Genomic DNA, 25,642 nt, shown 5'->3' with positions numbered 1-25,642 from the left:
GCCTCAGTTGGCGACGAGGACCTTGAGCGCGGTGCGCTCGTCCATCGCCTTGTAGCCGGCGGGGACGTCCTCCAGACCTACCGTCAGGTCGAAGACGGGCGACGGGTCGATCGTGCCGTCCAGGACGTCCGGCAGCAGTTCGGGGATGTAGGTGCGGACCGGTGCGACGCCGCCGCGCAGCGCGATGTTCCCGTCGAACATGACGCTGAGGTCGAGCCCGGTGCCGCTGCCGTGCGGCACACCGACGAAGCCGATGGCGCCGCCGTCCCGGGCGATGTTGACCGCCGTACGCATTGACTGTTCAGTACCGACGGCCTCCACCACGGCGTGTGCGCCCTGCCCGCGCGTGAGTTCGCGTACGGCCTCGACGGCCGCGTCCCCGCGCTCGGCGACGACGTCGGTGGCGCCGAAGCGGCGTGCGATGTCCGTGCGGACCTGGTGCCGGCCGAGCGCGATGATCCGCTCGGCGCCGAGGCGCTTGGCGGCGAGCACCGCGCACAGCCCGACTGCACCGTCACCGACGACCGCGACCGTGGCACCCGGGCGGGCCCCGGCGCCGAGGGCGGCGTGGTGGCCGGTGCCCAGGACGTCGGAGAGGGTCAGCAGGGCGGACAGCAGATGTTCGTCGGAGGCGGCGTCCTTGGGGAGCCGGACGAGGGTGGCGTCGGCGTAGGGGACGCGCACGGCCTCGCCCTGGCCGCCGTCGGAGCCGACGGAGCCCCAGAAGCCGCCGTGCTCGCAGGAGGTGGTGAGGCCCTCACGGCAGTAGTCGCAGGCGCCGTCGGACCACATGAAGGGCGCGACGACGAGGTCACCGCGCTTGACCCCGGACACCTCGGAACCCGCCTCCTCGACGACACCGAGGAACTCATGCCCGATGCGCTGCCCCGGCTGCCGGGCCGCCTCGCCCCGGTACGCCCACAGGTCGCTGCCGCAGATACAGGCGCGCAGCACCCGGACCACGGCGTCCGTGGACTCCTGCAGCACGGGGTCGGGCACGTCCTGCACCCGCATGTCGAAAGGGGCGTGGATGGTGGTGGCGCGCATGGCGAGGGTCCTTCTCGTCGCTGGTAGTGCGTGCGCTCGGGGGGTGTCGAGCACGCGTCTCACCGTACGTCGCGGTCGCCGCCCGGCGCGCTTCGAGGGGGGCCGGGCGGGTCACTGACCAGCGGGAATCGCTCGGAGCCGGAGTCGGCGCCGGAGCGGGAGACGACGAAAGCCGGAAGATGCCGGCGAGAACCGGCAGCACCGTGCCGGCGTGATGGTGATCAGCGGCACAGTCCGGGCCGTGGATCTGAGAGTGGATCTGAGAGCGGAGTCGGTGCTGTGACGGAAGTGGCCAAGGATTTACGGGACGTCGGGTCGGAGAGCGACGGTCAGAGCCTGTGGCGGCAGCGCGATTTCATGCTGCTGTGGAGTGGCCAGACGGTCAGTGAGATGGGGGCGGCGGTCACCCAGGTCGCTCTGCCGCTGGTCGCAGTCGTCGCGCTCAGGGCGAGCACGTTCCAGGTCGGGCTGCTCACCGCCGCCTCCACGGCGGCGTTCGCGCTGATCGCGCTGCCCGCGGGCGCGCTCGTGGACCGCGGCTCCAAACGCTCCGTCATGCTCGTCTGCAACATCCTCCGCCTGCTGATCATCGGCTCGGTACCGCTGGCGGCCGCCCTCGGCACCGTGACGCTGGCTCAGCTCTACGTCGTCGCTGTCGCGGCCGGCGTGTGCACGGTGTTCTTCGACGTCGCGTACCTGAGTTATGTGCCGTCGCTGATCCGCGCCGATCTCCGGATGGACGCCAACGGCAAGCTGGCGACCACTCAGGCGTTCGCCCAGCTCGGCGGGCCAAGCCTGGGCGGGGGACTGGTCGCGGCGTTCGGCGCGGCGGGAGCGATGACGGCCGACGCGGCCTCGTACGCGGTCTCGGTCCTGTCGCTGTCCGGGATCAGAACGCGCGAGGAGCCGCCGCCCGCGCGGCGCGAGGGCGAGACGTTGCGCAGCCGGATCGCCGAGGGGCTGGGATTCGTCGTCCGGCACCGGATACTGCGGCGGGTCGTGGCGTGTACGGGCACCGCGAACCTGTTCGCCGGCATGACCTCGGCGCTGGCGATGGTCTTCCTGATCCGGGTGCTGCACGTGAGTCCCGCGCTGACCGGGCTGATCCTGGCGGGCTCGGCCGTCGGCGCGATCGCGGGCGGAGCGTTCGCCGGCCGGCTCGCCGAGCGGATCGGCTCGGCGCGGATCATCTGGGTGTCGATCCTGGTGTTCGGCGCGCCGCAGGTCGTCGCGGCGGCTGCCTGGCGCGGCTGGGGGGTGCTGCTGTTCCCGCTGGGCTGGGGCATCACGGGCTTCTCCGTGACGGTGTACAACGTCGCGCAGCTCAGCTACCGGCAGTCGGTGACACCGCCGGAGCTGATGGGCCGGATGAACGCGGCCGTGCGCTGGGTCGTGTGGGGCACGCTGCCGGTCGGCGGCGTCCTCGGCGGGGCCCTGGGCACCCTGATCGGGGTGCGGCCCACCCTCTGGCTGGCCTTCGTCGGTACGTGGGCGGCCGGCTGGTTCGTGTTCTTCTCCCCGCTCCGCCACATGCGCGATGTCCCCCGACTCGCCCCCGCCCCCGTCGGGCCGGGCCGGGACGGCGACGGGTGACGGGGGACCAACCAACCCCGGTCCCCCGGGTCCGACCAGAATCAGCTTCCCCACGCCTCATTGCGCCCCTACGCCCCTCTACGCCCCTACACCCCCGCCACATCCAGCAGCGTCCCGGCCAGGTAAGTGACCCCCATCGCCAGCGCCCCGCCCGCCGCGTTGCGCAGCACCGCGCGTGGTGGGGCGGCGCCGCCCAGGCGGGCGCTGCTCCAGCCGGTGAGGGCGAGTGCGGCCAGGACGGAGGCGACGGTGACCGGCAGCCGCCAGTCCGCCGACGGCAGCACCATCGCGAGCAGCGGCAGCAGCGCCCCGGCCGTGAACGCCACGAAGCTCGCCCACGCCGCGTGCCACGGGTTGGTCAGCGCGTCCGGGTCGATACCGAGCTCCACGCGCGCGTGCGCCCTGAGCGCGTCCCGCTCCGTCAGCTGGACGGCCGCCTCCATGGCCACGTCCCGGGACAGCCCACGGCGCCGGAGCAGTCCCACCAGCTCCTCCAGCTCCGCCTCGGGCCGCTCCCGCAACTCCCGCTTCTCCTGGGCCAACGCGGCCCTCTCCGAGTCGCGTTGGGTGGACACCGAGACGTATTCCCCCGCCGCCATCGACATCGACCCGGCGAGCAGCCCGGCCAGCCCGGCGGTGAGGAGGGCCGAGCGGTCGTCCGTCGCGCCGGCCACGCCGACGACGAGTCCCGCGGTCGACACGATGCCGTCGTTCGCCCCGAGCACGGCCGCCCGCAGCCAGTTCAGCCGCTCGCTCAGCGCGCCGCCGTGGGCCTCGTCATGCGTTGCTTCGGTCACATGCGGAGGATCGCACCGCAGGGGACATCCCGGACGTACCGACGCTCCCGGGCGGGCGCCGGGCTCGGCACGGTGCGGCAACACCGGGTGCGCGCCGACCGGTTGACGTCCGTGCGTTCGCCGGGCTCGAACAGGCGGACGCGGCAAGGCACCTGACGGTCAGGACTGTCAGTGGCGGCCCGTATCCTCAGTGACCATGCTCGAAGACCGTACGACCGCAGCGCCCTCCCCCCATGCGTGGCCGACCGCGTATCCCCAGGGATACGCGGTCGTTGACGTGGAGACCACGGGCCTGGCCCGGGACGACCGGATAATCTCCGCGGCCGTCTACCGGCTGGACGCGCGCGGCGAGGTCGAGGACCACTGGTACACCCTGGTCAACCCGGAGCGGGACCCGGGCCCGGTCTGGATCCATGGCCTGACGAGCGACGTGCTCGAAGCGGCACCCCTCTTCACCGACATCGTCGAGGAGTTCTCGAACCGGCTCGACGGCCGGGTGCTCGTCGCACACAACGCCGTCTTCGACTGGCAGATGATCGCGCGGGAGTACGCGCGCGCGGAGCACGAGGCCCCGGTACGGCAGCGGCTGTGCACCATCGCGCTGTCCAAGGAGCTGAGCCTGCCGCTGCCCAACCACAAGCTGGAGTCGCTGGCCGCGCACTTCGGCGTCGTACAGCAGCGCGCGCACCACGCGCTGGACGACGCGCGTGTGCTGGCGGAGGCGTTCCGGCCGAGCCTGCGGGCCGCGGCGGCGGGCAGTGTGCGGCTGCCGCTGCAGGAGTGCCGGCCGCTGACCGAGTGGCGGGACACCGCCACGCCCCGGATCGGACAGCAGGCGGGCGGAAGCGGCGGTTACAGCAGCTACCGGCCGACCAGTTGGCGCCCGTCCCGGAAGAGGCCCGCCTGCCCCTATCCCAACCCGGGACGCTACGAGGACGGCAAAAGGCTCAAACAGGGCATGCGGGTGGCCTTCTCCGGGGACACGTCGGTCGAGCGCGACCTGCTGGAGGACCGCGCGATCGAGGCCGGGCTGCATGTGTCGACGAGCCTGTCCCGGGTGACCAGCCTGCTCGTCACGAACGACCCGGACGCGAGCACCTCGAAGGTGGTCAAGGCCCGGCAGTACGGCACGCCGGTGGTGGACGAGGCCGCGTTCGGGCAGCTCCTCAGGGACGTGGAGCCGGCCTCGGAGCAGTGACCGTACGGACGGGTGATTGCCGCGCGACTCGCCCCGAGCCCCCTCGCCCGGACCGCGGTGACGGCTCACCCTGTGGCGCATGGCGACATGTGAAGTTTGCGGAAACGACTACGGCATGAGCTTCGAGGTGCACGCGCAGGGCGCGGTGCACGTCTTCGACTGCTTCTCCTGCGCGATCCACCGTATGGCACCGGTCTGCGAGCACTGCCGCGTCCAGATCATCGGGCAGGGCGTCGAGGTCGAGGGCCACTGGTACTGCGGCGCCCACTGCGCCCGCGAGGAGGGGAAGGTGGGGATCGTCGACAAAGTGTGACCCCGGCCGGGCCCGGACCGGCACCCGCCTGGACCGGCACCGGACCGGCACCCGCCTGAAGACACCCCACGACCGAGTTGTACGGTCGTGGGGTGTACCGCTTCCTGTTGTCCCGGCAGTGGGTGATCCTCACGCTGGTCGCCCTGCTCCTCATCCCCACGATGATCAGGCTGGGCATCTGGCAGATGCACCGCTACGAGGAGCGCTCCGCCCGCAACCAGCTGGTCGACGACGCGCTGGGCGCCAAGGCGCTCCCCGTGGAGGAGCTGACGTCCCCGGGGCACACCGTCACCACGAAGGAGCGGTACCGCACCGTGACGGCCCAGGGCCGTTTCGACACCGACCGGGAAGTCGTGGTCAGGCGGCGCGTCAACGCCGACGAAGAGGTCGGCTTCCACGTCCTCACCCCCCTCGTGCTGACGGACGGCAAGGTCGTGCTGGTCAACCGTGGCTGGATCCCCGCCGACGGCCCCAGCCAGACGGCGTTCCCGAAGGTCCCCGCACCGCCGAGCGGCCGGGTCACCGTCACCGGGCGCCTGATGCCCGACGAGACGACCGAGGCGAGCGGCATCAAGAACCTCAAGGGCCTCCCCGACCGGCAGGTCATGCTGATCAACAGCGCGCAGGAGGCCCGGCGGCTCGACGCCCGGGTGCTCGGCGGCTACGTCGTGCAGACGACACCCGAGCCCAAGGGCGACACCCCGGAGCTGATCGGCAGGCCCGGCAACGAGAACGCCCCGCTGAACTACGCGTACGCCATCCAGTGGTGGCTGTTCGCGGCGGGCGTTCCCCTCGGCTGGTTCATCCTGGCCCGCCGTGAGGCCCGCGACCGGGCCGAGCCGGCCGCACCGGAGGAGTCGGAGACGACACCGGCCCCGGTGTAGCGCGAGGCGCCACCCGGCAGCACCAACGGCGAGTCCCTGTCACTTCCGGCGTCCGGTCGTCTGGTCCCGCCAGTAGCGGAAGGTGCGTTCCGGTGCGGGCAGCAGGTCCCACGGGTGGGCGGTCATATGGCGGCCGATGCGCCGGAAGACGAGGGCCGCCTCGTCCGGGCGGTGGGCGCGGGTCAGGGCGAAGGCGAGGACGTTGAGGTCGACGACGGCTTCGGCGTGGGGTGTGGCGGCGGCGTGGAACCAGCGGGACAGGGCCGTGTCGATCTCCTGCACCGCCCTGGGTTCGCTCCAGTGGGCGTTCTCACCGAGCCCGTCGAGCGCCGACTGCTCCGTGTGCTCCGACCGCGCCTGGCGGTGGGCGGTGAGTTCCACCCGGGCCGTCACCGGCAGCAGGGCGACCGGGGAGCCGTGCGGTGCCTGGAACGCGGCCTGCCAGGCGAAGTCCATCATGTCGGGGACGGTGCCCTGGCCGCGCGGGGACAGGTACCGCAGCATCAGGTGGTAGGCCGTCCGATGCCAGGGCGCACGGGTCACGGCCTGGGTCCACACCGGCACCGCGTCCTGCACCGGCATCGCACAGGAGTGCATCAGGGTCAGCAGCGCCAGCCAGGGCGTCGGGTCCTCCGGGCAGGCCGCGGCGGCGTCCAGACACGTCCGCTCGGCCCGGCGGACCGCGGAGTGCCCCTCGGCGGAGGCGCGGCCCGACTGGACGAAGGCCCGCAGGAGCAGGGCGTCACCGTCGTCGGGCCGGTCCGCGGTCCATCGCTCGGAGACCGCGGCCGGCAGCCCCCGGGCGAGGACGGAGACACGGTGGGCACGGCGGTCCCAGTCACGGCCGGTGGCGTGCAGCAGTTCGGCCACGGGTTCCCATGCGGGGCTTGAACGGCCTGCCCCGAGGCCGTGGAGTTGTTGCGTGGGCCGGAGTTCGCGCAGGGTCCGGTGCAGGAGGTCGTCGTCCAGTTCGGGGCGGATGAGTAAGGAGGATCGGCGTCTCAGCATCTGGGTCCAGGTGTTGCCGTGTGGGGGTTCTGCTTTCGGGGGCGGGTCCGGGTTGTTCGTGGTTGCTCGCGCAGTTCCCCGCGCCCCTGGGTAGGTGCAGTGCACGTACCCAGGGGCGTGCCGTGTCAGCAGCAGCGGCTCTGCGGGTGCTCCTCCCGGCGCAGGGTTCGCAGCACCTCGTACTCCCGCCGGGTCGGGAGCGGGGCGTGCGGGTGGTGGCGTCGGTGGCGCTCGCAGTAGCGGTCGTACTCCGCCTCGCCGGTCATCTCGCGCGCGTACCAGCGCACCGCGTCCAGCACCTTCCTGACGGTCCTCACCGGCGCGCCCCCACCAGCGGCTCACCGGACTGTTCGGGCACGTCGATACGGGACTCGACGTACGGCGCCTCGGTCGTCGCCGGCGGATGCGGCGCGCGGACGGCGCGGACGCACACCACCGCGCAGTTGACCAGGACCGTGAGGACCAGCAGGAGGAAGACGGCCATGAGCACTCCGTCGACCGTGTTGTTGAGGACGATGGTGTGCATGTCGTCCATGTCGGTGGCGCCCGGCAGCAGCTGACCGTCCTCGATGGCCTGCGCGTACTTGTCCCGCAGGGCGAAGAAGCCGATCGCCGGGTTGTCGGAGAAGATCTTCTGCCAGCCGGCGGTGAAGGTGACGGCCACGTCCCAGGCGAGTGGGATTCCGGTGACCCAGGCCCAGCGCAGCTTGCCGGACTTGATGAGCACGGTGGTGGTGACGGCCAGGGCCACCGCGGCGAGCAGCTGGTTGGCGATGCCGAACAGCGGGAAGAGCTGCTTGATGCCGCCGAGCGGGTCGGTGACACCGGCGTAGAGGAAGTAGCCCCAGGCGCCGACGACCAGGGCGCTGGTGATCCAGATGCCGGGCTTCCAGGTGACCCGGCCGATCGGCTTCCAGACGTTGCCGAGCATGTCCTGGAGCATGAAGCGGCCGACGCGGGTGCCGGCATCCACCGTGGTGAGGATGAACAGCGCCTCGAACATGATCGCGAAGTGGTACCAGAAGGCCTTCATCCCGGCACCGCCGATCACCCCGGCGAAGATCTCCGACATGCCCACGGCGAGGGTGGGCGCGCCACCGGAGCGGCCGACCAGTGTCTCCTCCTCGACCGCCCTGGCCGCGTCCGTCAGCTGGTCCGGGGTGATGGTGAAGCCGAGGTTCCGGACCGCCTCGGCCGCGCTGTCCACGGTCGGGCCGAGCAGCGCGGCCGGGGAGTTCATGGCGTAGAACAGGCCGGGTTCGAGCACACAGGCGGCGATCAGCGCCATGACGGCGACGAAGGACTCCGTGAGCATGGAGCCGTAGCCGATCAGCCGGACCTGGGACTCCTTCTCGATCAGCTTCGGTGTGGTGCCGGAGGAGACCAGGGCGTGGAAGCCGGACAGGGCGCCGCAGGCGATGGTGATGAAGAGGAAGGGGAAGAGGGAACCGGCGAACACCGGTCCGGCGCCGGTCGACGCGAACTCCGTCACCGGCTCGGTCCTCAGGTTCGGGGCGGCGATCAGCACACCGACGGCCATCAGGGCGATGGTGCCGACCTTCATGAAGGTGGAGAGGTAGTCGCGGGGTGCCAGCAGCATCCACACCGGGAGTACGGAGGCGACGAAGCCGTAGCCGACCAGGCAGAAGACGAGGGTCTCGGGGCTCCAGACGAAGTGCTCGGCGAGCGCGGAGTCCTGGATCCAGCCGCCGCCGAGGATGGCGAGCAGCAGCAGGGCCACGCCGATGAAGCTGGTCTCCACGACCCGGCCGGGCCGCAGATAGCGCAGGTAGAAGCCCATGAGGAGGGCGATGGGGATGGTCATGGAGACCGAGAAGGTGCCCCACGCGGACTCCGCCAGCGCGTTGACGACGACCATCGCGAGGACCGCGAGCAGGATGATCATGATGGCGAAGACACCGATCAGCGCGGCGGCGCCGCCGACCTTGCCGATCTCGTCCCGGGCCATCTGGCCGAGGCTCTTGCCGTCCCGGCGCATGGAGAGGAACAGGACGATCATGTCCTGCACCGCACCGGCGAAGATCACGCCCGCGATGATCCAGATGGTGCCCGGCAGATAGCCCATCTGTGCGGCCAGGACCGGGCCGACGAGCGGGCCGGCGCCGGCGATCGCCGCGAAGTGGTGGCCGAACAGCACCCGCTTGTCGGTGGGGTGGTAGTCGACGCCGTCCTCAAGCCGTTCGGCGGGGGTGGCGCGGGTGTCGTCGACCTGGAGGACCTTGCGGGCGATGAACCGGGAGTAGAAGCGGTAGGCGATCGCGTACGAGCCGAGGGCCGCCACGACCAGCCAGACGGCGGAGATCTCCTCGCCCCGGGACAGGGCGAGCACGGTCCAGCCGAGGGCGCCGGCGAGGGCGACGGCGCTCCAGATCGCCACCGACTTCGGCGACATTCGTGATTTTTCCGGCACTCTGCGACCGGATTCGGGCACGGCTGAGGTGGGCATGGCGGCTCCTGACCTGAACAAGGGGGTGCAGCGGAGAAAGCAGAGGTACGAATCAGCGATGTCGGTCCGTCAGCGCATACGCCGCGAGCAGGCAGAGGCCGCACCCCGGTACCCAGACGAGTTGGTACCAGTAGAAGAACGGCGTGCCGGCCAGTTTCGGTTCAGCACCGGCGTACCAGGGGACCCACAGCAGTCCTGCCGCGGGCGCGAGAAGCAGTACGGCGATCGCGACGCGCCGTAGCCGGTGATGACCGGTCCGTGCCATGGCCCGCGCTCCTCTCCCTCTCGCTGTCGGTCTGTGCAAGAGTTGCCCACCCCCGGAGACCGGTTGACAGCGAATTTCGGGGAAATTTCCCGCCGGTTCCCTGTCCTCCGTCCGGGCAGCTCGCGCAACTAACGCGCAAGGGCAGGCACACCAAGGACGGTGACCCATGGCCGACGGCGCCATGACCGCGACGTTTCTCGCCGTGATCGGCGGGGCGTCGCTGCTCGCCGTCACGGCGCGGCGGTTGCACCCCAGCGACCGGCTCCCGGCGCTGGAGGGCTGGGCGCTGGCCGACCGCAGTCTCGGCCCGGTGTGGACGTGGCTGCTGCTGGGCGGCACGATCTTCACCGCGTACACCTTCGCCGCCGTGCCGGGCCTGGCGTACGGCAATGGCGCGCCCGCCTTCTTCGCGGTGCCGTACACGGTGATCGTCTGCCCGTTGGCCTTCGTGCTGCTGACCCGGCTGTGGACCGTGGCCCGTCGGCACGGCTATGTCACGGCGGCCGACTTCGTGCGCGGCCGGTACGGCTCGCCGCCACTGGCCCTGGTGGTCGCGCTGACCGGGATCCTCGCGACGATGCCGTATCTCGCGCTGCAACTGCTCGGGATACGGGCGGTCCTGACGGCCGGCGGTCTGTATCCGCGGGGTGCGGCCGGTGATCTGGCGATGGTGGCGCTGTTCGCGGGGCTGGCCGTCGCCACCTACCGGCACGGGCTGCGTGCCCCCACCGTGATCTCGGCGCTCAAGGCGGTGGCCGTCTTCGTGTCGCTGACCGCGGTGACCTGGCTGGTCCTGGACCGGGTCGGCGGCCCGGGTGCCGTCTTCGACGGTGCGGCCGAGCGCCTCGGCGGCCCGGCGCTGCTCCTCACCCCCGAGCAGCAGCCCGCCTACGCCACCCTCGCCCTCGGCTCCGCGCTCGCCCTGCTGATGTACCCGCATGTGCTGACCGCCGGTTTCGCCGCCGACGGCCCCCGCACCCTGCGCAAGGCGGCCGTGGCGCTGCCCGCCTGGACCGGGCTGCTCGCCCTGTTCGGCTTCCTCGGCATCGCGGCGCTCGCGACGGGCGTGCGCGCTCCGGCGGGCGGCGCCGAGGCGGCCGTACCGATGCTGGTGGACCGGCTGATGCCGGCGCCGCTGGCCGGGCTGGTGTTCGGGGCGATCACCGTGGGGGCGCTGGTCCCGGCGGCGGTCATGTCGATCGCGGCGGCCACCAGCTTCGTACGCAATGTGTATGTCGAGTACGTCCATCCGACGGCCACGCCCAAGCGGCAGGTGCGCATCGCCAAGGCGGTGTCGCTGACCGCGAAGGTCGGCGCGGTGGCGTTCGTGTTCGGGCTGCGCGACCAGGACGCCATCAATCTCCAGCTGCTCGGCGGGGTCTGGATCCTGCAGATCTTCCCGGCGGTCGCGGTGGGGCTGTTCACCGGGCGGCTGCATCCGCGGGCGCTGCTCGCCGGGTGGGTCGTGGGCATGGTCGCCGGGACCTGGATGGTCGTGCGGGAGGGCTTCTCGTCGATCGTGGCGCTCGGCTCCGGACCGGAGGTCTACGCCGGGCTCGCCGCCCTGCTGCTCAACCTGGTGGTCGCCGTGGCCGGAACCGCGGTACTCGAACGTCTGGGCGTCCCGCGCGGCGCCGATCTGACCGACCTGCCGTCGCGCCTGAGCGTCAGGCGGCGCCCCGAGACGGGAGCGAACAACCCGTGAGACAGCATCTGAGACCCGAGGGCGGCGGCCCACCCGTACCGGCCGTGCCGCTCGCCCCCGCGGTGAGCGACCCCGCGGACCTGGAGCGCGAGGCCGGTCTGGCCCGCCTGTTCGAGCTGAACTACGCGTCGATGCTGCGCCTCGCCGTCCTGCTGGGCGCCGACGACCCGGAGAACGTCGTGGCGGAGGCCTACTACCAGATCTACCGGAAGTGGCGGCGCCTGAGGGACACCGAGGCGGCGGAGGCGTATCTGCGTTCCACGGTGTGCAATCTGACGCGGATGCGGATACGGCATCTCCAAGTGGCCCGCAAGCATGTGGAGAAGCCGGCCGACGAGCTCGTCGCCTCCGCCGAGAGCGCCGCGCTGCTGCGGGACGACCAGCGTGTCCTGATCGACGCGCTGCAGCAGCTGCCGGCCCGCCAGCGCGAGGCGCTGGTGCTGCGTCACTGGCTGGGGCTGAAGGAGAGCGAGATCGCCTCGGCGATGGGGATCTCCTGTGGTTCCGTCAAGACCCATACGGCGCGCGGTCTCGCCGCCCTGACCCAGGCGATGGAGGCCCGGCGATGACGCATCGAGATGCGACCGGGGCGCGTGGCACCGGTCCGGACCCCACCGAGCGGGAGCTGCGCGAGGCGCTGGCCGCGCTCGCCGACGGGGTGCGGACCCCGCCCGACGCCTATCGCACGGCGCGCGGCGAGTGGCTGCGCCGGGAACGCCGGCGCCGGCTCGTGCTCGCCGTCCTCATCGCGGTCGTGTTCGCGCTGGCCACCCTGATCGGCCTGTGGGTCCTCAACCAGGCCCCGGCGGACCCCGGCGTCATCTTCTCCGGCACCGGATCGACCGCCGCCCTGCCGCTCCCCCGGCCCCTTCCCTGACACATCACTCCCTCGGCCCTCACCCTGATTGGCCCACCGGCCCTCGGGGAACCCGCACTTGCGTGCACCCCCGCATCGAGGACTACGCCCTCATCGGCGACGAGCAGACGGCCGCCCTGATCAGCAGGGACGGCTCCGTCGACTGGCTGTGCCTGCCCCGCTTCGACTCGGGCGCCTGCTTCGCCAAGCTCCTCGGCGACAAGGACAACGGCCACTGGCGCATCGCCCCCAAGCACACCAAGGGCCCCTGTACCCGGCGCGCCTACCGCCCGGACACCCTGGTGCTGGACACCGAGTGGGAGACCGCCGACGGCACGATCCGCGTCACCGACCTGATGCCCCAACGCGACCACGCCCCCGACCTGGTACGTGTCGTGGAGGGCCTGCACGGCCGCGTCACGGTGCGCAGCACCCTGCGGATCCGCTTCGACTACGGCTCGATCGTGCCCTGGGTGCGCGAGTCCCACGGCCACCGGGTGGCGGTCGCCGGCCCGGACTCGGTCTGGCTGCGCAGCGAACCCGAAGTGCACACCTGGGGCGAGGACTTCGGCACCCACTCCGAGTTCACGGTCGAGAAGGGGGAGAAGGTCGCGTTCGTCCTCACCTGGCACCCCTCGCACCAGCCGCGCCCGCCGCTCGTCGACCCGCACAAGGCGTTGCGCGCCAGCGTCCGCGACTGGCAGAAGTGGGCTGGCCGCTGCCACTACAAGGGCCCGTACCGGGACGCCGTCATCCGCTCCCTGATCACCCTCAAGGCCCTCACCTACCGGCCGACCGGCGGCATCGTCGCCGCCCCCACCACGTCCCTGCCCGAGGAGCTGGGCGGCGTGCGCAACTGGGACTACCGCTACTGCTGGCTGCGCGACTCCACCCTCCTGCTGAACGTGGGCCTGTCGGCGGGCTACCGGGAGGAGGCGAAGGCCTGGCGCGACTGGCTGGTGCGCGCGGTCGCGGGTGACCCGGCCGACCTGCAGATCATGTACGGCCTGGCGGGCGAGCGGCGGCTGCCCGAGTTCGAGGTGCCGTGGCTGTCCGGCTTCGCCGGCTCCGCGCCCGTACGCATCGGCAACGAGGCGGTGAAACAGCTTCAGCTGGACGTGTACGGCGAGGTCATGGACACCCTGGCGCTGGCCCGGCACGCGGGCCTGCCCATCAAGCCGCACATGTGGGCGATCCAGTCCTCCCTGATCGAGTGGCTGCGCACGGAGTGGCGGCAGCCCGACGAGGGGCTGTGGGAAGTACGCGGCGGCCGTCGGCACTTCGTGCACTCGAAGGTGATGGTGTGGGTGGCCGCGGACCGCGCGGTGCGCACCCTGGAACTGAACCCGAAGCTGGAGGGCGACCTCGACGGCTGGCGGGAGTTCCGCGACGAGGTGCACCGCGAGGTGTGCGAGAAGGGCTACGACGCCGAGCGCGGCACCTTCACCCAGTCCTACGGCTCCCGGGAACTCGACGCCGCACTGCTGCTGATCCCGCGCGTGGGCTTTCTGCCGCCCGACGATCCGCGTGTCATCGGCACCATCGACGCGATCCGCGCCGAGCTCAGCCACGACGGCTTCCTGCGCCGCTACAGCCTGGACGGCACGACCGTCGACGGGCTGCCGGGCGGCGAGGGCACGTTCCTGGCCTGCTCGTTCTGGCTCGCGGAGGCCCTGCACATGACGGGCCGTACCCAGGAGGCGCACGACCTGTTCGACCGGCTGGTGGGCCTCGCCAATGACGTGGGCCTGCTGTCCGAGGAGTACGACCCCGTCGCCGGCCGCCAGCTCGGCAACTTCCCGCAGGCCTTCAGTCACATCGGTCTGGTGCACACCGCCCTCGCCCTGTTCGGGGCGGACGGGGCAGGATAGGGGCCATGGATCTTGGACTGAAGGACCGGGTGTACGTCGTCACGGGGGCCACCCGCGGACTGGGCAACGCTGCGGCGCGTGAGCTCGTGGCCGACGGGGCGAAGGTCGTCCTGACCGGGCGGGACGAGGAGCGGACCCGCGCGGCCGCCGCCGAGCTGGGCGCGAACGCCGTCGGGGTGGCCGTCGACAACGCCGATCCGGAGGCGGCGGCCCGGCTGATCGCCGCCGCACGTGAGCACTTCGGTGGGTTCGACGGAATTCTCGTCAGTGTGGGCGGGCCGCCGGCGGGTTTTGCCGCCGACAACACGGACGAGCAGTGGCAGGCCGCGTTCGAGTCGGTGTTCCTGGGAGCGGTACGGCTCGCGCGGGCGGCTGCGGCGGCGCTCGAAGCCGGTGGGGTCATCGGCTTCGTGCTGTCCGGTTCGGTTCACGAGCCGATCCCCGGGCTGACGATTTCCAATGGACTGCGCCCCGGGCTCGCCGGATTCGCCAAGTCCCTCTCCGATGAGCTGGGGCCGCGGGGAATTCGGGTCGTGGGGCTGCTGCCCGCCCGTATCGACACGGACCGGGTGCGGGAGCTGGACGGCATGTCCGCCGACCCCGAGGCGACCCGGGCGGCGAATGAATCCCGTATTCCGCTCCGGCGGTACGGCGCTCCGGAGGAGTTCGGACGTGCGGCGGCATTTCTCCTGTCGCCGGCCGCTTCCTATCTGACGGGAATCATGCTGCCCGTCGACGGCGGAATGCGGCACGGGTTCTGAAAGGCCGCTCGACGCACGGTCAACTCACCCTTTCCGCACGGTGTTTGACACCCTTCATGCGGACCTCGGTCGGCAATTGAGCCAGGCCCGCCGAATTACGGGCGTGCGCCAGTGCCTCGGCGGTGAGGTCGTTCAGGGCCGTCCCGGGATCCACGTGCGGCTCCAGCAGGAGCCGTACCCGGGCCTCGGGCGTGCTGCGGCGACCCGTCAGATGGACGTGGGCGCGCTGGACGCCCTCCAGCCCCGTCGCCTCGCTCGCCAGTACGCCTTCCAGGGCCCGGCCCCGCAGCAGCGCGCCCTCGCCGTCGCCCGTGTCGACCAGGACCTCGGCGAGCCGGCGCCGGCGCAGGTTGGCGGTGATCCACCACAGGGCGAGCAGGACCAGGACGGCCAGCACGGCCAGCACCGTCGGCCACCACCAGCCGTCGCTCCGCCAGCGGGTCCGCTCGGCGTCGCTGAGCAGTACGTCGTGCCGGCTGTCGTGGATCCACCAGGACGGGGGTTCCAGCCCGAGTCCGACGGCCAGTACGGAACCGCCGATCACGAGCAGCACCAGTCCGACGATCCCGATCAGCACCCGGTTCATCACCCTGAGCACGGCCCTCACCCCTTCCGTCCCGGCCGTCGTACATGCACCGACAGCGCGGGCGGGCGGGACAGGCCCAGGCCCCTGATCGCGTCGGCGAGCGTGGTGTCCAGGTCCGCGCGGACGTCGTCCAGCGCGCGGAAGTGGGCGACCGCGCGGACGTCGGCCCGGCGGCGGCTCATCCGGACCCGTACCGACTGGACGCCGGAGACCTCCATGGCCCGGTCGCGCAGGACGAGGGCGGCCAGGTCGCGGTGGAGGCCGGCGCGGACGTCGGCGTGGGTGCGCCGCATCGGCAGCACGGACCGCAGGCCCGGTGTGGTGGCCAGGACGAGCAGCCAGAGTCCGAGGACGGCGGCGACGCCCGCGCCGACGAGCACCCAGGTGTCGTCGAGGGGACGTTCAGCGAGCTGTCCGGCCAGTTCCCGGCGCCAGCGCATGGCGGGCCGGTCGGCGCGCACGGAGGCGATGTCGTACAGGAAGAAACCGGCGACGAGGAAGAGCAGGAGTGCTGTGATCGCGGCCGGGATCCGGCGCGCCGACCAGAAGCGGCCGTCACCGCCGTCCTCGCCGTCGGCCGCGGGCGGGGGCCGGTAGTCCGCCGCCGACGCCGACTGGTCCAGCGGGTCGGGTCCGGTGTCCTTCTCGATGACCGGCAGTTGTCGTGTGGTGCCCTCGGAGCCCTGGGACTCGCTCATCGCGTCCTCCCCTGTGCCGTGCCCTGCACGGGCGCCGGGTGCAGCCGCTCCACGTGCACGACGACCTCCGGAACCTCCATGCCCACCAACGCGCCTACCCGCTCGGCGACATGCCGACGCACCGCCGCGCACCGGGCGCCGATGTCGGTGGGGTACTCCAGCTCGACATGGACCCGGACCCGGGCGGTCTCATGGGCGACGACGACATTGGCGTACGGCCGGGCGGCGTCCCTGACCGGCCTGCCCACCGCCTCGCCCGCGGCCTGGGAGGCGATCTTCACGACGACCCGGTCGGCGATGCGCGTCGCCCCGCGCTCACCGGGCGGCACCGCGGCCGGCGGCTTGCGGAGTTCCACGGCCCCGCCGCTCACCGAGGTCACCGCCGTTCGCGCCGGCCGTCACGCGGGCGGAAGAAGTCGCCGAGCTCGTAGTCCCCTTCCAGGAACCGCCCGACGGCGAACCCGGCGGCGCCCAGCGCCGCCACCAGCAGGAAGGCGCCGAACCCGCCGAAGTACCCGGCGAAGCCCAGCGCCATGCCGGCGATCATGCCGACGACGGCCATGCTCATGGTGCCCTCCGATCGGTTGTCGGTACCGCCTTGTGCCGCACGGATCCGGATGTCACTGGATCCGCGGCTCCGATTCCTCTTCCTCTTCGTCGGGCAGCTTCACATCACTCACCGCGATGTTGACCTCGACGACTTCGAGGCCGGTCATCCGCTCCACGGCGGCGATCACGTTCTCCCGCACGGCCCGTGCCACGTCGGTGATCGACACGCCGTAGTCGACGACGATCTCCAGATCGAGTGCGGTCTGCACCTCGCCGACCTCGGCCTTGACCCCGCGGGTCACGGACTTCGAGGTGCCGGGTACCCGTTCCTTCACCGCCCCGAAGGTGCGGCTGATCCCGCTGCCCATCGTGTGCACACCGACCACGTCACGCGCCGCCAGTCCGGCGATCTTCTCCACGACACCGTCGGCGATGGTGGTCCGCCCGCGGGTCGACGGGTCCCCACCGCCACGCTTGGTGGCCTTGCGAGTCGGCGCCGTGGTCGACGACGCCGCTTCCTCAGGGTGCTGCGTCCGGTTCTGGTCCATCTCGGTCATCGCCGTATGTCCCTCTCGGTTTGTCGTCCCCTTCGACCACGGTATGCGCGGTTACGCCCCCGCGCGCCGGGGATGCGGCAGGCTGGAGGAATGACGACGACGGACCGGTGGACGCGGGCGGTGCGGCATCAGGTGGGGCTCGGCAGACTGCTGCCTCTGGGCGGCGCGCGTGACGGCGCGTGGATCTCCGAGGCCGCCGCGGAGGCGGTGCTGCGGCGCGCGGCCATGGACCTGCGCGGCGTACGCCTGGACGTGCTCCGGATCGGGCTCGCCGACCCCGAGGACGTGCACGAACCCGCCGTACCGCCCCCGCCGAGCGCCCTGCCGCCGGGCCCGCTGCGTGTGACGGCGGACTTCGCGGCGACGGCGACCGAGCCCCTGCCGAGCACGGCGGAACGGCTGCGCGGACTGCTGGCCACCACATCGACGGACCGCCTCGGTCTGACGGTGACCGAGGTGGACCTACGTGTGACGGCCCTGCTGGACGAGGACGCCGAACCCGATTCCGTACGGCAGCCGGAGCCGGCGCGCGCCGCGAAGCCGGGCGACCCGGACGAGGAGCGCGCCGCGGCCGCCGCCCTGGCGGTCCCGGGCGTCATCCAACTGACGGGCGCCCTGGGCGGGTTGGGGCATGCGGTGCGCATCGAACGACGGCAGGGCGAGGCCGCCCTGCCGCACCGGCACGCGCGCGTGGAGATCGCGGTGAGCGCCGACCGCCGGGCCGTGGACGTGGCCCGGGAGGTCCGCGAGGGGGTGCGCGAGGCACTGGCGGATCATCCGACGGTGGCGGTGCTGGTGACGGCCGTCAGCTGATCTGCGCATGGTTCAGCGGCTCGTCCGGCTCACTCGCCGAGACCGGCCAGGTCCCGCAGCCGTCGCGCCTGCGCGGCCCGCTCGGCGCCGCGCTGCTCGTCGTATGTGCGATCCACGGCACCACGAATCAGCGCCTTGGTCTCGATCACGGCATCCCGAGGCGCGGCCGCGATGGCACCCGCCAGATCCCGTACGGCGTCGTCGAGCTGGTCGGCGGGCACCGCGAGGTTGGCGAGCCCGCTGCTCACGGCCTCCTCGGCCAGCACGAACCGCCCGGTGACACAGATCTCCAGCGCACGGCCGTATCCGACCAGCCCGACCAGCGGATGGGTACCCGTCAGGTCCGGCACCAGCCCGAGGCTGGTCTCACGCATGGCGAACTGCACGTCGTCGGCGACGACGCGCACGTCACAGGCGAGCGCGAGCTGGAAACCCGCCCCGATGGCATGGCCCTGCACGGCGGCGATGGACACGATGTCGTTGCGCCGCCACCAGGTGAAGCCCTCCTGGAACTCGGCGATGGCAGCGTCGAGTTCGCCGTCGCTGCTGCGCGCGAGATCGATGAAGGAGGGTTCGCCCTCGATCCCGTCCGGCGTGAACATCTGCCGGTCGAGCCCGGCGGAGAAGGACTGGCCCTCACCGCGCAGCACGACCACGCGCACACTGCCCGGCAGCGAACGTCCGGCCTCGCCGAGCGTCCGCCACATGGCGGGGCTCTGCGCATTGCGCTTGGCCGGGTTGGTCAGCGTCACCGTGGCGATCGCGCCGTCGACGGTGAGCCGTACGCCGTTCTTGTCGAGCAGGGGAGCGAGTTCCTGGTCGGGCGAAGCCATGGGGTGCCTCCGATGCGTGCCGTCATCATGGGATGCCCGGAGGGCACCCCTTAAGTGACTGCACAGTAACCACCCGGTCAGTCAGCCGACCGACCGGGTGGCCACCATCGAAGCCGATGGGCCGCCCGGGCTCAGGACGATGCGGCCTTCTTGCCCCGCGTCGCCCCGCCACGCCCACGAAGCGTGACGCCCGATTCGCTGAGCATCCGGTGTACGAAGCCATACGAGCGACCGGTTTCCTCGGCCAGCGCCCGAATGCTCGCACCGGAGTCGTACTTCTTCTTCAGGTCTGCCGCGAGCTTGTCGCGCGCGGCGCCGGTTACCCGGCTGCCCTTCTTCAGAGTCTCGGCCACCCGTGCCTCCTCATGGGAAGTGCGCTCTGGTCTCCTCATGATCACCCCTCCGGGCCTTCATGGCCACCCATTCGGCAAGGTCCGTGAGACATGGTTTTGACGACAGGAGCACATCCCCACATGTGGAATCTGTAATTCCGCTGAGTGGCGTCCGTACGGCCGAACGGGTTCTTTCGCGAAGTGCCAGGTCAGGGACGCGGGACGGCCGAGCCCTTGTCGATAAAGGACTCGGCCGTGAAATTGATGTAGTACACACCTCGGTACGAGGAGATCTCACACAGATGATGGATCACCGATGGGCCGAATGATCCATACGCCGGTGATCACGTATTCGATCAAGCGAGGGCGACGAGATCCGCGTAGTCGGCGCCCCACAGGTCCTCGACCCCGTCCGGAAGCAGAATGATCCGCTCCGGCTGGAGCGCCTCGACGGCGCCCTCGTCGTGGGTGACGAGGACGACGGCGCCCTTGTAGGTGCGCAGGGCGCCGAGGATCTCCTCGCGGCTGGCCGGGTCGAGGTTGTTGGTGGGCTCGTCGAGCAGCAGGACGTTCGCCGACGACACGACGAGCGTGGCGAGGGCGAGACGGGTCTTCTCGCCGCCGGAGAGGACTCCGGCGGGCTTGTCGACGTCGTCGCCGGAGAACAGGAACGAGCCGAGCACCTTGCGGACCTCGACGAGGTCCATGTCGGGGGCGGCGGAGCGCATGTTCTCCAGGACCGTGCGGTCCGGGTCGAGGGTCTCGTGCTCCTGGGCGTAGTAGCCGAGCTTGAGGCCGTGGCCCTCGATGACCTCGCCGGTGTCGGGCTTCTCGGCTCCGCCGAGGAGGCGGAGCAGGGTGGTCTTGCCGGCGCCGTTGAGGCCGAGGATGACGACCCTGGAGCCCTTGTCGATGGCCAGGTCGACGTCGGTGAAGATCTCCAGGGAGCCGTACGACTTCGACAGGCCCTCGGCGGTGAGCGGGGTCTTGCCGCAGGGCGCGGGCTCCGGGAAGCGGAGCTTGGCGACCTTGTCGGAGACGCGGACCGCGTCGAGGCCTGCGAGCAGCCGGTCGGCGCGCTTGGCCATGTTCTGCGCGGCGACGGTCTTGGTGGCCTTGGCGCGCATCTTGTCGGCCTGCGAGTGCAGGGCGGCGGCCTTCTTCTCGGCGTTCTGCCGCTCGCGCTTGCGGCGCTTCTCGTCGGCCTCGCGCTGCTGCTGGTAGAGCTTCCAGCCCATGTTGTAGACGTCGATCTGGGCGCGGTTGGCGTCCAGGTAGAACACCTTGTTCACGACCGTCTCGACCAGGTCGACGTCGTGGGAGATCACGATGAAGCCGCCGCGGTAGGTCTTGAGGTAGTCGCGCAGCCAGACGATCGAGTCGGCGTCCAGGTGGTTGGTGGGCTCGTCGAGCAGCAGGGTGTCCGCGTCGGAGAACAGGATGCGGGCGAGCTCGATACGGCGGCGCTGACCGCCGGAGAGGGTGTGCAGCGGCTGGCCGAGCACCCGGTCGGGCAGGTTGAGCGCGGCGGCGATGGTGGCGGCCTCGGCCTCGGCGGCGTATCCGCCCTTGGTGAGGAACTCCGTCTCCTGGCGCTCGTACTGCTTGAGGGCCTTCTCGCGGGTGGCGCCCTGGCCGTTGGCGATGCGCTGTTCGTTCTCGCGCATCTTGCGGATCAGTACGTCCAGGCCGCGCGCGGACAGGACGCGGTCACGGGCGAGCACGTCGAGGTCGCCGGTGCGGGGGTCCTGCGGGAGGTAGCCGACCTCGCCGGAGCGGGTGATGTTGCCGCCGGCGGGGATGCCCTCGCCGGCGAGGCACTTGGTGAGGGTCGTCTTGCCGGCGCCGTTGCGGCCGACGAGGCCGATGCGGTCACCCTTGGCGACACGGAAGGTCGCGGATTCGATGAGGACGCGTGCACCGGCGCGCAGCTCGATACCGGAGGCGGAGATCACGGACAGACTCCAGGGCGGGGATGGGTGGCGGGATGGGCGGCTGAGGACGTTCCCGCCGTCTAATGCGCGAGGAGAATGGCCATGAGGCCAAGTCTAACGGGGCCGTGCAACCACTTTTTCTGGGATCGGGTGTTGGAACGGGGCCGACCGCCTTGTCGTCCAGGGCGATGAGCTGGGCGGTCCAGGCCGCGCGGGGGCAGGGCCGGGTGACGCGAAGTGCTTTGCCGTGATGTACGGCACGTTCGGACCGGAAGCCACAGCCCTCGCGCGCGGGCAGCACCCTCCGCCCCGGCCCGGCATCTCGTCTCGCGGGCCGTTGTCAGTGGCCGCTGCAAGACTGGGCGGCGGGTGGAATTCCCGGCCGGTGGCGGCGATCGATCACAGGCGATCGATCACAGGGATCACAAAGGAGTGATCGGCATGGCAGGCACGAGCGGTGCGCGTCCCAGCATCTACCCGACACTGCTGTACGCGGACGCGAAGGCGGCGGTCAAGCAGCTCACCGAGGCCTTCGGGTTCACGGAGCTGGCGGTGTACGAGAGCGAGGACGGCAAGGTGGCGCACGCCGAGCTGGCCCAGGGCAACGGCGCGGTGATGCTCGGCTCGAAAGGCACCGGCAGCGCCTTCGACAAGGTGATGGAGGACGCAGGCACGACCGGGGTGTACGTCGTCGTGGACGACGTCGACGGACACCACCGCCGGGCCGTGGAGCACGGCGCGGAGATCCTGATGCCCCCGACGGACCAGGACTACGGCTCGCGGGACTACATGGCCCGGGACATCGAGGGCAATGTGTGGAGCTTCGGCACCTACGCCCCCGAGATCAGGGGCTGAGCGCCGGTCCCGGTCAGCTCCCCCCGGTGTGCACCTGGAAGGCGGCGCGGCGTACGGCCTTCGCGAGGGCGGGGTCGGGGTGGGCGGCGGCGAGCGCGACCAGGACCTGCACGGTGCGGGGGTGACCGACGGCGCGCACCTCGTCGAGGAGCGCGGGGACGGTGGGCTGGAGCGCGGACGCCAGGTGTCGTACGAGCATCGGGGCCTCGCCGTGGTCGGCGACGGCGGCGGCGGTGTCGACCCACAGCCAGGTGGCCTCTTCGCGGGTGAGCACCTCGTGGGCGTCCTCGGGGTCGACACCGTCGTGCTCCGCGAGCCACAGCAGGGCGTACGGCCGCAGGGTCGGCTCGTCCAGGACGGCGCGTACGTCGGGCTCGGCGGGGGCGCCGACGACGCGCAGCGCCTCGAAGGCGAGGCCGCGCAGCAGGGCGTCATCGCCGCGGGCGGCGCCGAGGAGTTCGGTGACGGCGCTGCCGACGGGGCGGGCGGCGAGCCAGGCGCGGTACTCGTCGCGGGCGGCGTTGGGGCGCAGCTGGGCACAGCCGCGGAGCATGTCCTCGGCCGCCTGCTCGATGTTCCCGGCGGGGCTCTGGGCGGCGACGCAGATCTGCTCCAGCTTGACCCAGACCGCCCAGCTGCCGAGCGGGGTGAGCGTGGCCTGTCCGTCGCCGCAGGTGAGGGCGCCGACGGAGGCGAGGGCGTGCAGGGCCCAGTCGAGGAGCGGGGCGAGGGGGGTGTCCTCGGCGGCCGGCACGGCGTCGGCGACGGGCTCGGGCTGCGGCCCGTAGGCGATCTCGCAGCGCTCGGTGCGCAGCTCGGTGACGCGCTGCTCCAGCAGGTCCAGGAGCTGCTCGACGGGGACGGGCCCGGCGGACAGCTGGAGGAAGGAGAGCACCTGGGGCAGGGCCGAGACGACGTCGGCCACGGCGCCGTGCTGAAGGTCGTCGGGTTCCGGGTGGGCGAGCGACCAGGCGTCGAAGAGCGCGACCCAGCCGCGCAGCACCGCACTGTCGTCGCGGTCCCAGGCGCGCAGCCGCCAGCCGGGCCGGGCGGTGTCGCCGTGCACCTCGACGAGACCGGCGAGCCGGGCGGTGTCCCAGTCGGCGCGCACCTGAGCCACGGTCAGGCCCAGTTCGCTCGCCGCCCGTTCGGCGGTCGCGTCGGAGAGGGTGCCCTTGCCGTCGGCGCCGGCACCGTCGCGGCCGGGGCGCAGGGCCGCGTCGGCCCAGTGCGCGACGCGGGCCGCGGCGGCCAGACCGGAGCGAGCCATTCTGGCCAGCTCGGCCCGGGCCGGTGTGCCCTCCGGAGGGCGGGGTACGGGGCGGCGCGGGCGCCGCTGGTTCACGGCTCTGGGGGCGGCGGCCAGGGGTCGCGGGCGGACGAGTCGAAGCCTGGAGTCGCGCGGGATACGGGACGTCACGGGTGCAGTCTTCCGGTTGACGGTCCGAAAACCCAAACGGAATGTCACGAGGGGCGACGGGGATGGCCAACGCACGGGGTCCCGCGAGCGGTGAGGCACCTATAACAGGCCAGTGGTACGGGCTTAAACGGAACCTGTGGGACCGGTGCGGGAGAGGCGTGGAACCGAGGGGGCGAAAGGGCCGGGGGCGACGGCGCAACGGATAGCGGAGGCCGACGGGCGTCACATGAGCGGGGTCATGAAGCGACGCAGTGCCTCTTCGTACGCCTCGGGGTCGGCGTTCCACATGGCGGCGTGGGGGGCGTTCTTCACCGTGTTGAGGGCCACCAGGTTGGGGTGCGCCTCGGCCAGACGGCGGGAGAGGCTCCAGGGGGCGACCCTGTCGTCAGGGCCGTGGAAGATGAGCGTCGGCACCGTGAGGATGTCGGTGGCGCCGGTTGCGGTGCCGCGGTCGGTGTCCAGGCCGGTGCGGCCCTGGGCCGCGCGGACCGCGAGCGGCAGCAGCGCGCTCGGTGTGTGACGGGCCCGGGCGAGGGCGCGCAGGGTGGCCTCCCAGCTGAGCACCGGGGAGTCCAGGACGAGACCGGAGACCCGGTCACGCAGGCCCGAGTGCGCGGCGGCGCGCAGGGCCATCGTCGCGCCGGTGGACCAGCCGAGCAGGACGAGCTGCTCGGCGCCGTACCGCACGGCGTAGCGCATCGCCGCGTCCAGGTCGCGCCACTCGGTCTCGCCTAGGTGGTTCAGGCCGTCGGGTGGGCGGGGTGCGCCGAGGTCGCCGCGGTAGGAGAGGGCGAGCACCGGGAAGTGGCGTCGGTTGAGGAACTCCATGACGTTCAGGGCGTGTTCGCGGGTGGTGCCGAGGCCGTGCACCGCGATGACCCAGGTGTCCCGTGTGGCCGGCACGAACCAGGCGGGCAGGGCGCCGAGTTCGCCGGGGATGTCGATGTCGGCGTGGTCGAGTCCTAGGGCGGCGCTCGGGTTGCCGACGTACACGTTCGGGGTGAGCCAGACGCTGTCGCCGGGCTGGAGGGTGCCGTGGGTGACGCGCTCCAGGCGGCGTACGACGGTGTCGGCGGAGTGGTTCGCCGTGGTGAGGACAGGGCCGACGACCGCGTGTGATCCGTCACCGGAGAGGCCGTAGGTGCCGGGACGCAGGGACGCGAGGTCCCGGGTCAGGGCGATCTGGCCGGCGGCCGTGGCGTGCACGGTGAGCCGGGGTTCGGTGGGCAGGGGTTTTCCGGGCGCCGCCGACAACGCTGCGCCGCTGGCGAACCGCCCGGCGGCAACACTTGCGGCGCCGGCGGCCAGAGCCACGGTGACGGCGGCGGCCGTCGCTTTGACAGTGCGCACGACTCCAGTGTCCGGGCGGAGAGGGGGACCGGCCAGTGGGAGGACGACTTGGGGTGAGGAGCGGGGTGGGTGCGGAGCACTGGGGCGGCCACGGAGCGCTGGCGCTGCCGCCCCAGGCCCCGCTTCGGCCCCGAAAGGGCCTTGTCCTCAAACGCCGGACGGGCTGAGTGACGGCAACCGTCACCCCCGCTGCCCATACCCCCGCAACCGCTCCCCCGCCTCCCCCACCTGCCCCTCCGACAGCAGCGTCGGCGCAAGCCCCGGCACGGACGACGCCGTGAGCCACAGGCGGCACATCCACTCCAGCTGGGCTGTGCGGTCGTAGGCCTGGGCCAGGGTTGGGCCGTAGGCGATCGTGCCGTGGTTCTGGAGGAGGCAGGCGGTGCGGTCGGTGAGTGCCTGGAGCATGTTCTCGGCCAACTCCCGCGTGCCGTACGTCGCATACGGGGCAACCCGGACGGCCCCGCCGAGGGCGCCGGCCATGTAGTGGATCAGCGGCAGCTCGGGAACCAGCGTAGAGACGGCCGTCGCGTGCACCGCGTGGGTGTGGACCACGGCACCGGCGTCCGTGGCCCGGTACACGGCGAGATGCATCGGCAGTTCGCTGGTCGGCACCAGCGCCCCCAGCACCTGCCTGCCGTCGAGGTCGACCCCCGTCACGTCCTCCGGCGTCAGCCGGTCGTACGGCACTCCCGACGGCGTGACCAGCACGGTGTCGCCGACACGCACGGAGACGTTCCCGGACGTCCCGACGACCAGCCCGTCGGACACGGTCCGCCGAGCCGTCGCCACGAGCGCCTCCCACGCATCCGCCTCCTCGGGCCGCACGCCCCTGCCCCACGACTCCCCGAGATCCTCCACTTCCTGTGCCCCCTCCCGCGCATCCCGTACATCCCGAACGTCCCGCTCGTCCCGCCGCTCGTCAGCCATGCGGCGATCCTGCCAGCCAC

The 25,642-nt window shown here is 71.9% G+C and carries 28 protein-coding genes; 11 read left to right on the top strand and 17 right to left on the bottom strand.

Annotated features, from left to right (window positions below):
• Positions 1 to 3 precede the first annotated feature (3 nt).
• Complete coding sequence (locus tag ACFWYS_RS06190) at positions 4 to 1,047, bottom strand: zinc-dependent alcohol dehydrogenase family protein (protein WP_384764015.1); 1,044 nt, start codon at positions 1,045 to 1,047, stop codon at positions 4 to 6.
• A 288-nt stretch (positions 1,048 to 1,335) separates the two neighbouring features.
• On the opposite strand from ACFWYS_RS06190, the gene ACFWYS_RS06185 reads away from it, so the two are divergent.
• Positions 1,336 to 2,640 carry an MFS transporter gene (locus ACFWYS_RS06185; protein WP_384764012.1) on the top strand — a complete coding sequence of 435 codons (1,305 nt, stop codon included), beginning with the start codon at positions 1,336 to 1,338 and terminating at the stop codon, positions 2,638 to 2,640.
• An 86-nt stretch (positions 2,641 to 2,726) separates the two neighbouring features.
• Here the strand turns inward: ACFWYS_RS06185 and ACFWYS_RS06180 are convergent, their stop codons facing one another.
• Positions 2,727 to 3,437, bottom strand: coding sequence for a VIT family protein (locus ACFWYS_RS06180; protein ID WP_384764009.1), 711 nt, complete (start codon positions 3,435 to 3,437; stop codon positions 2,727 to 2,729).
• A 196-nt stretch (positions 3,438 to 3,633) separates the two neighbouring features.
• Between ACFWYS_RS06180 and ACFWYS_RS06175 the strand changes: the two genes are divergently transcribed.
• The 3 genes from ACFWYS_RS06175 (at position 3,634) to ACFWYS_RS06165 (ending at position 5,832) form a co-directional block, all read left to right on the top strand.
• Positions 3,634 to 4,635, top strand: coding sequence for a DEDDh family exonuclease (locus ACFWYS_RS06175; RefSeq protein WP_384764006.1), 1,002 nt, complete (start codon positions 3,634 to 3,636; stop codon positions 4,633 to 4,635).
• A 79-nt stretch (positions 4,636 to 4,714) separates the two neighbouring features.
• Positions 4,715 to 4,948 (top strand): hypothetical protein, encoded by a 234-nt coding sequence (locus ACFWYS_RS06170; RefSeq protein ID WP_093907330.1) that lies wholly within the window; start codon positions 4,715 to 4,717, stop codon positions 4,946 to 4,948.
• A 92-nt stretch (positions 4,949 to 5,040) separates the two neighbouring features.
• Entirely contained in the window at positions 5,041 to 5,832 is a 792-nt protein-coding gene (locus ACFWYS_RS06165; protein ID WP_384764002.1) for an SURF1 family protein, read from the top strand.
• A 39-nt stretch (positions 5,833 to 5,871) separates the two neighbouring features.
• Here the strand turns inward: ACFWYS_RS06165 and ACFWYS_RS06160 are convergent, their stop codons facing one another.
• The 4 genes from ACFWYS_RS06160 to ACFWYS_RS06145 all read right to left on the bottom strand — a co-directional run bounded on the left by ACFWYS_RS06160 (position 5,872) and on the right by ACFWYS_RS06145 (position 9,572).
• The gene (locus tag ACFWYS_RS06160; protein ID WP_384764000.1) at positions 5,872 to 6,840 is read right to left on the bottom strand and encodes a hypothetical protein; all 969 of its coding nucleotides are present in this window, start codon (positions 6,838 to 6,840) and stop codon (positions 5,872 to 5,874) included.
• A 125-nt stretch (positions 6,841 to 6,965) separates the two neighbouring features.
• Positions 6,966 to 7,157, bottom strand: coding sequence for a CstA-like transporter-associated (seleno)protein (locus ACFWYS_RS06155; RefSeq protein WP_384763997.1), 192 nt, complete (start codon positions 7,155 to 7,157; stop codon positions 6,966 to 6,968).
• The gene (locus tag ACFWYS_RS06150) at positions 7,154 to 9,307 is read right to left on the bottom strand and encodes a carbon starvation CstA family protein (protein WP_384763994.1); all 2,154 of its coding nucleotides are present in this window, start codon (positions 9,305 to 9,307) and stop codon (positions 7,154 to 7,156) included. The genes ACFWYS_RS06155 and ACFWYS_RS06150 overlap by 4 nt, the downstream gene beginning before the upstream one ends.
• A gap of 52 nt (positions 9,308 to 9,359) precedes the next feature.
• Positions 9,360 to 9,572, bottom strand: coding sequence for a DUF3311 domain-containing protein (locus ACFWYS_RS06145; RefSeq protein WP_384763991.1), 213 nt, complete (start codon positions 9,570 to 9,572; stop codon positions 9,360 to 9,362).
• A 166-nt stretch (positions 9,573 to 9,738) separates the two neighbouring features.
• Here ACFWYS_RS06145 and ACFWYS_RS06140 point away from each other — a divergent pair, with 166 nt between their 5' ends.
• The 5 genes from ACFWYS_RS06140 to ACFWYS_RS06120 all read left to right on the top strand — a co-directional run bounded on the left by ACFWYS_RS06140 (position 9,739) and on the right by ACFWYS_RS06120 (position 14,765).
• Positions 9,739 to 11,277, top strand: a complete 1,539-nt coding sequence (locus tag ACFWYS_RS06140) for a sodium:solute symporter (protein WP_384763988.1) — start codon at positions 9,739 to 9,741, stop codon at positions 11,275 to 11,277.
• Positions 11,274 to 11,846, top strand: coding sequence for a sigma-70 family RNA polymerase sigma factor (locus tag ACFWYS_RS06135; protein WP_384763985.1), 573 nt, complete (start codon positions 11,274 to 11,276; stop codon positions 11,844 to 11,846). Before ACFWYS_RS06140 ends, ACFWYS_RS06135 begins: the two co-directional genes overlap by 4 nt.
• A complete protein-coding gene (locus ACFWYS_RS06130) occupies positions 11,843 to 12,154 on the top strand; it encodes a hypothetical protein (protein WP_384763982.1) in 312 nt (103 codons plus the stop codon). Before ACFWYS_RS06135 ends, ACFWYS_RS06130 begins: the two co-directional genes overlap by 4 nt.
• Before the next feature lie 62 nt (positions 12,155 to 12,216).
• A complete protein-coding gene (locus tag ACFWYS_RS06125) occupies positions 12,217 to 14,004 on the top strand; it encodes a glycoside hydrolase family 15 protein (protein WP_384763980.1) in 1,788 nt (595 codons plus the stop codon).
• 5 nt (positions 14,005 to 14,009) lie between these two features.
• Positions 14,010 to 14,765: an SDR family oxidoreductase gene (locus tag ACFWYS_RS06120; protein ID WP_384763978.1), complete on the top strand. Its 756-nt coding sequence runs from the start codon at positions 14,010 to 14,012 to the stop codon at positions 14,763 to 14,765.
• 19 nt (positions 14,766 to 14,784) lie between these two features.
• Here ACFWYS_RS06120 and amaP read toward each other — a convergent pair whose 3' ends face one another.
• The 5 genes from amaP to ACFWYS_RS06095 are packed head-to-tail and all read right to left on the bottom strand — an operon-like array spanning position 14,785 to position 17,155.
• A complete protein-coding gene (amaP, locus tag ACFWYS_RS06115; RefSeq protein WP_384763975.1) occupies positions 14,785 to 15,363 on the bottom strand; it encodes an alkaline shock response membrane anchor protein AmaP in 579 nt (192 codons plus the stop codon).
• Between the two features lie 5 nt (positions 15,364 to 15,368).
• Entirely contained in the window at positions 15,369 to 16,049 is a 681-nt protein-coding gene (locus ACFWYS_RS06110) for a DUF6286 domain-containing protein (protein WP_384763972.1), read from the bottom strand.
• Positions 16,046 to 16,429 carry a hypothetical protein gene (locus ACFWYS_RS06105; protein WP_384763969.1) on the bottom strand — a complete coding sequence of 128 codons (384 nt, stop codon included), beginning with the start codon at positions 16,427 to 16,429 and terminating at the stop codon, positions 16,046 to 16,048. The genes ACFWYS_RS06110 and ACFWYS_RS06105 overlap by 4 nt, the downstream gene beginning before the upstream one ends.
• On the bottom strand, positions 16,426 to 16,617 hold the full coding sequence (locus tag ACFWYS_RS06100; RefSeq protein WP_384763967.1) for a hypothetical protein: 192 nt from the start codon (positions 16,615 to 16,617) through the stop codon (positions 16,426 to 16,428). Before ACFWYS_RS06100 ends, ACFWYS_RS06105 begins: the two co-directional genes overlap by 4 nt.
• 52 nt (positions 16,618 to 16,669) lie before the next feature.
• Positions 16,670 to 17,155, bottom strand: coding sequence for an Asp23/Gls24 family envelope stress response protein (locus tag ACFWYS_RS06095; protein WP_384763964.1), 486 nt, complete (start codon positions 17,153 to 17,155; stop codon positions 16,670 to 16,672).
• A gap of 90 nt (positions 17,156 to 17,245) precedes the next feature.
• Between ACFWYS_RS06095 and ACFWYS_RS06090 the strand changes: the two genes are divergently transcribed.
• Positions 17,246 to 17,968 (top strand): nucleopolyhedrovirus P10 family protein, encoded by a 723-nt coding sequence (locus ACFWYS_RS06090; RefSeq protein ID WP_384763961.1) that lies wholly within the window; start codon positions 17,246 to 17,248, stop codon positions 17,966 to 17,968.
• A 29-nt stretch (positions 17,969 to 17,997) separates the two neighbouring features.
• On the opposite strand, the gene ACFWYS_RS06085 is transcribed toward ACFWYS_RS06090, so the two are convergent.
• The 3 genes from ACFWYS_RS06085 to ACFWYS_RS06075 all read right to left on the bottom strand — a co-directional run bounded on the left by ACFWYS_RS06085 (position 17,998) and on the right by ACFWYS_RS06075 (position 21,088).
• Positions 17,998 to 18,801 (bottom strand): enoyl-CoA hydratase/isomerase family protein, encoded by an 804-nt coding sequence (locus ACFWYS_RS06085; protein ID WP_384763960.1) that lies wholly within the window; start codon positions 18,799 to 18,801, stop codon positions 17,998 to 18,000.
• Between the two features lie 131 nt (positions 18,802 to 18,932).
• Positions 18,933 to 19,154: a helix-turn-helix domain-containing protein gene (locus tag ACFWYS_RS06080; protein ID WP_004002281.1), complete on the bottom strand. Its 222-nt coding sequence runs from the start codon at positions 19,152 to 19,154 to the stop codon at positions 18,933 to 18,935.
• 335 nt (positions 19,155 to 19,489) lie between these two features.
• The gene (locus ACFWYS_RS06075; RefSeq protein WP_384763957.1) at positions 19,490 to 21,088 is read right to left on the bottom strand and encodes an ABC-F family ATP-binding cassette domain-containing protein; all 1,599 of its coding nucleotides are present in this window, start codon (positions 21,086 to 21,088) and stop codon (positions 19,490 to 19,492) included.
• Positions 21,089 to 21,508: 420 nt separating this feature from the next.
• On the opposite strand from ACFWYS_RS06075, the gene ACFWYS_RS06070 reads away from it, so the two are divergent.
• A complete protein-coding gene (locus tag ACFWYS_RS06070; RefSeq protein WP_384763954.1) occupies positions 21,509 to 21,922 on the top strand; it encodes a VOC family protein in 414 nt (137 codons plus the stop codon).
• A gap of 13 nt (positions 21,923 to 21,935) precedes the next feature.
• Here the strand turns inward: ACFWYS_RS06070 and ACFWYS_RS06065 are convergent, their stop codons facing one another.
• The 3 genes from ACFWYS_RS06065 to ACFWYS_RS06055 all read right to left on the bottom strand — a co-directional run bounded on the left by ACFWYS_RS06065 (position 21,936) and on the right by ACFWYS_RS06055 (position 25,622).
• On the bottom strand, positions 21,936 to 23,342 hold the full coding sequence (locus ACFWYS_RS06065; protein WP_384763952.1) for a hypothetical protein: 1,407 nt from the start codon (positions 23,340 to 23,342) through the stop codon (positions 21,936 to 21,938).
• 222 nt (positions 23,343 to 23,564) lie between these two features.
• The gene (locus tag ACFWYS_RS06060; RefSeq protein ID WP_384763949.1) at positions 23,565 to 24,692 is read right to left on the bottom strand and encodes an alpha/beta hydrolase; all 1,128 of its coding nucleotides are present in this window, start codon (positions 24,690 to 24,692) and stop codon (positions 23,565 to 23,567) included.
• A gap of 180 nt (positions 24,693 to 24,872) precedes the next feature.
• Complete coding sequence (locus tag ACFWYS_RS06055; RefSeq protein WP_384763947.1) at positions 24,873 to 25,622, bottom strand: class II aldolase/adducin family protein; 750 nt, start codon at positions 25,620 to 25,622, stop codon at positions 24,873 to 24,875.
• Between the last annotated feature and the right edge of the window lie 20 nt (positions 25,623 to 25,642).

This window comes from Streptomyces sp. NPDC059010, from assembly GCF_042740355.1.
Taxonomy (GTDB): Bacteria; Actinomycetota; Actinomycetes; order Streptomycetales; family Streptomycetaceae; genus Streptomyces.
Note: the sequence above shows the minus strand (reverse complement) of the source record. Positions and strands in the feature narration are given on the sequence as shown.

Excerpts from the sequence above, each read along its gene's own strand:
- ACFWYS_RS06090 (WP_384763961.1), top strand. The coding sequence starts at position 17,246 with ATGACGACGACGGACCGGTGGACGCGGGCGGTGCGGCATCAGGTGGGG.
- ACFWYS_RS06160 (WP_384764000.1), bottom strand. The coding sequence starts at position 6,840 with ATGCTGAGACGCCGATCCTCCTTACTCATCCGCCCCGAACTGGACGAC.
- ACFWYS_RS06100 (WP_384763967.1), bottom strand. The coding sequence starts at position 16,617 with ATGAGCATGGCCGTCGTCGGCATGATCGCCGGCATGGCGCTGGGCTTC.
- ACFWYS_RS06145 (WP_384763991.1), bottom strand. The coding sequence starts at position 9,572 with ATGGCACGGACCGGTCATCACCGGCTACGGCGCGTCGCGATCGCCGTA.
- ACFWYS_RS06110 (WP_384763972.1), bottom strand. The coding sequence starts at position 16,049 with ATGAGCGAGTCCCAGGGCTCCGAGGGCACCACACGACAACTGCCGGTC.
- ACFWYS_RS06055 (WP_384763947.1), bottom strand. The coding sequence starts at position 25,622 with ATGGCTGACGAGCGGCGGGACGAGCGGGACGTTCGGGATGTACGGGAT.
- ACFWYS_RS06175 (WP_384764006.1), top strand. The coding sequence starts at position 3,634 with ATGCTCGAAGACCGTACGACCGCAGCGCCCTCCCCCCATGCGTGGCCG.
- ACFWYS_RS06070 (WP_384763954.1), top strand. The coding sequence starts at position 21,509 with ATGGCAGGCACGAGCGGTGCGCGTCCCAGCATCTACCCGACACTGCTG.
- ACFWYS_RS06190 (WP_384764015.1), bottom strand. The coding sequence starts at position 1,047 with ATGCGCGCCACCACCATCCACGCCCCTTTCGACATGCGGGTGCAGGAC.
- ACFWYS_RS06170 (WP_093907330.1), top strand. The coding sequence starts at position 4,715 with ATGGCGACATGTGAAGTTTGCGGAAACGACTACGGCATGAGCTTCGAG.
- ACFWYS_RS06130 (WP_384763982.1), top strand. The coding sequence starts at position 11,843 with ATGACGCATCGAGATGCGACCGGGGCGCGTGGCACCGGTCCGGACCCC.
- ACFWYS_RS06095 (WP_384763964.1), bottom strand. The coding sequence starts at position 17,155 with ATGACCGAGATGGACCAGAACCGGACGCAGCACCCTGAGGAAGCGGCG.
- ACFWYS_RS06150 (WP_384763994.1), bottom strand. The coding sequence starts at position 9,307 with ATGCCCACCTCAGCCGTGCCCGAATCCGGTCGCAGAGTGCCGGAAAAA.
- ACFWYS_RS06140 (WP_384763988.1), top strand. The coding sequence starts at position 9,739 with ATGGCCGACGGCGCCATGACCGCGACGTTTCTCGCCGTGATCGGCGGG.
- ACFWYS_RS06085 (WP_384763960.1), bottom strand. The coding sequence starts at position 18,801 with ATGGCTTCGCCCGACCAGGAACTCGCTCCCCTGCTCGACAAGAACGGC.
- ACFWYS_RS06120 (WP_384763978.1), top strand. The coding sequence starts at position 14,010 with ATGGATCTTGGACTGAAGGACCGGGTGTACGTCGTCACGGGGGCCACC.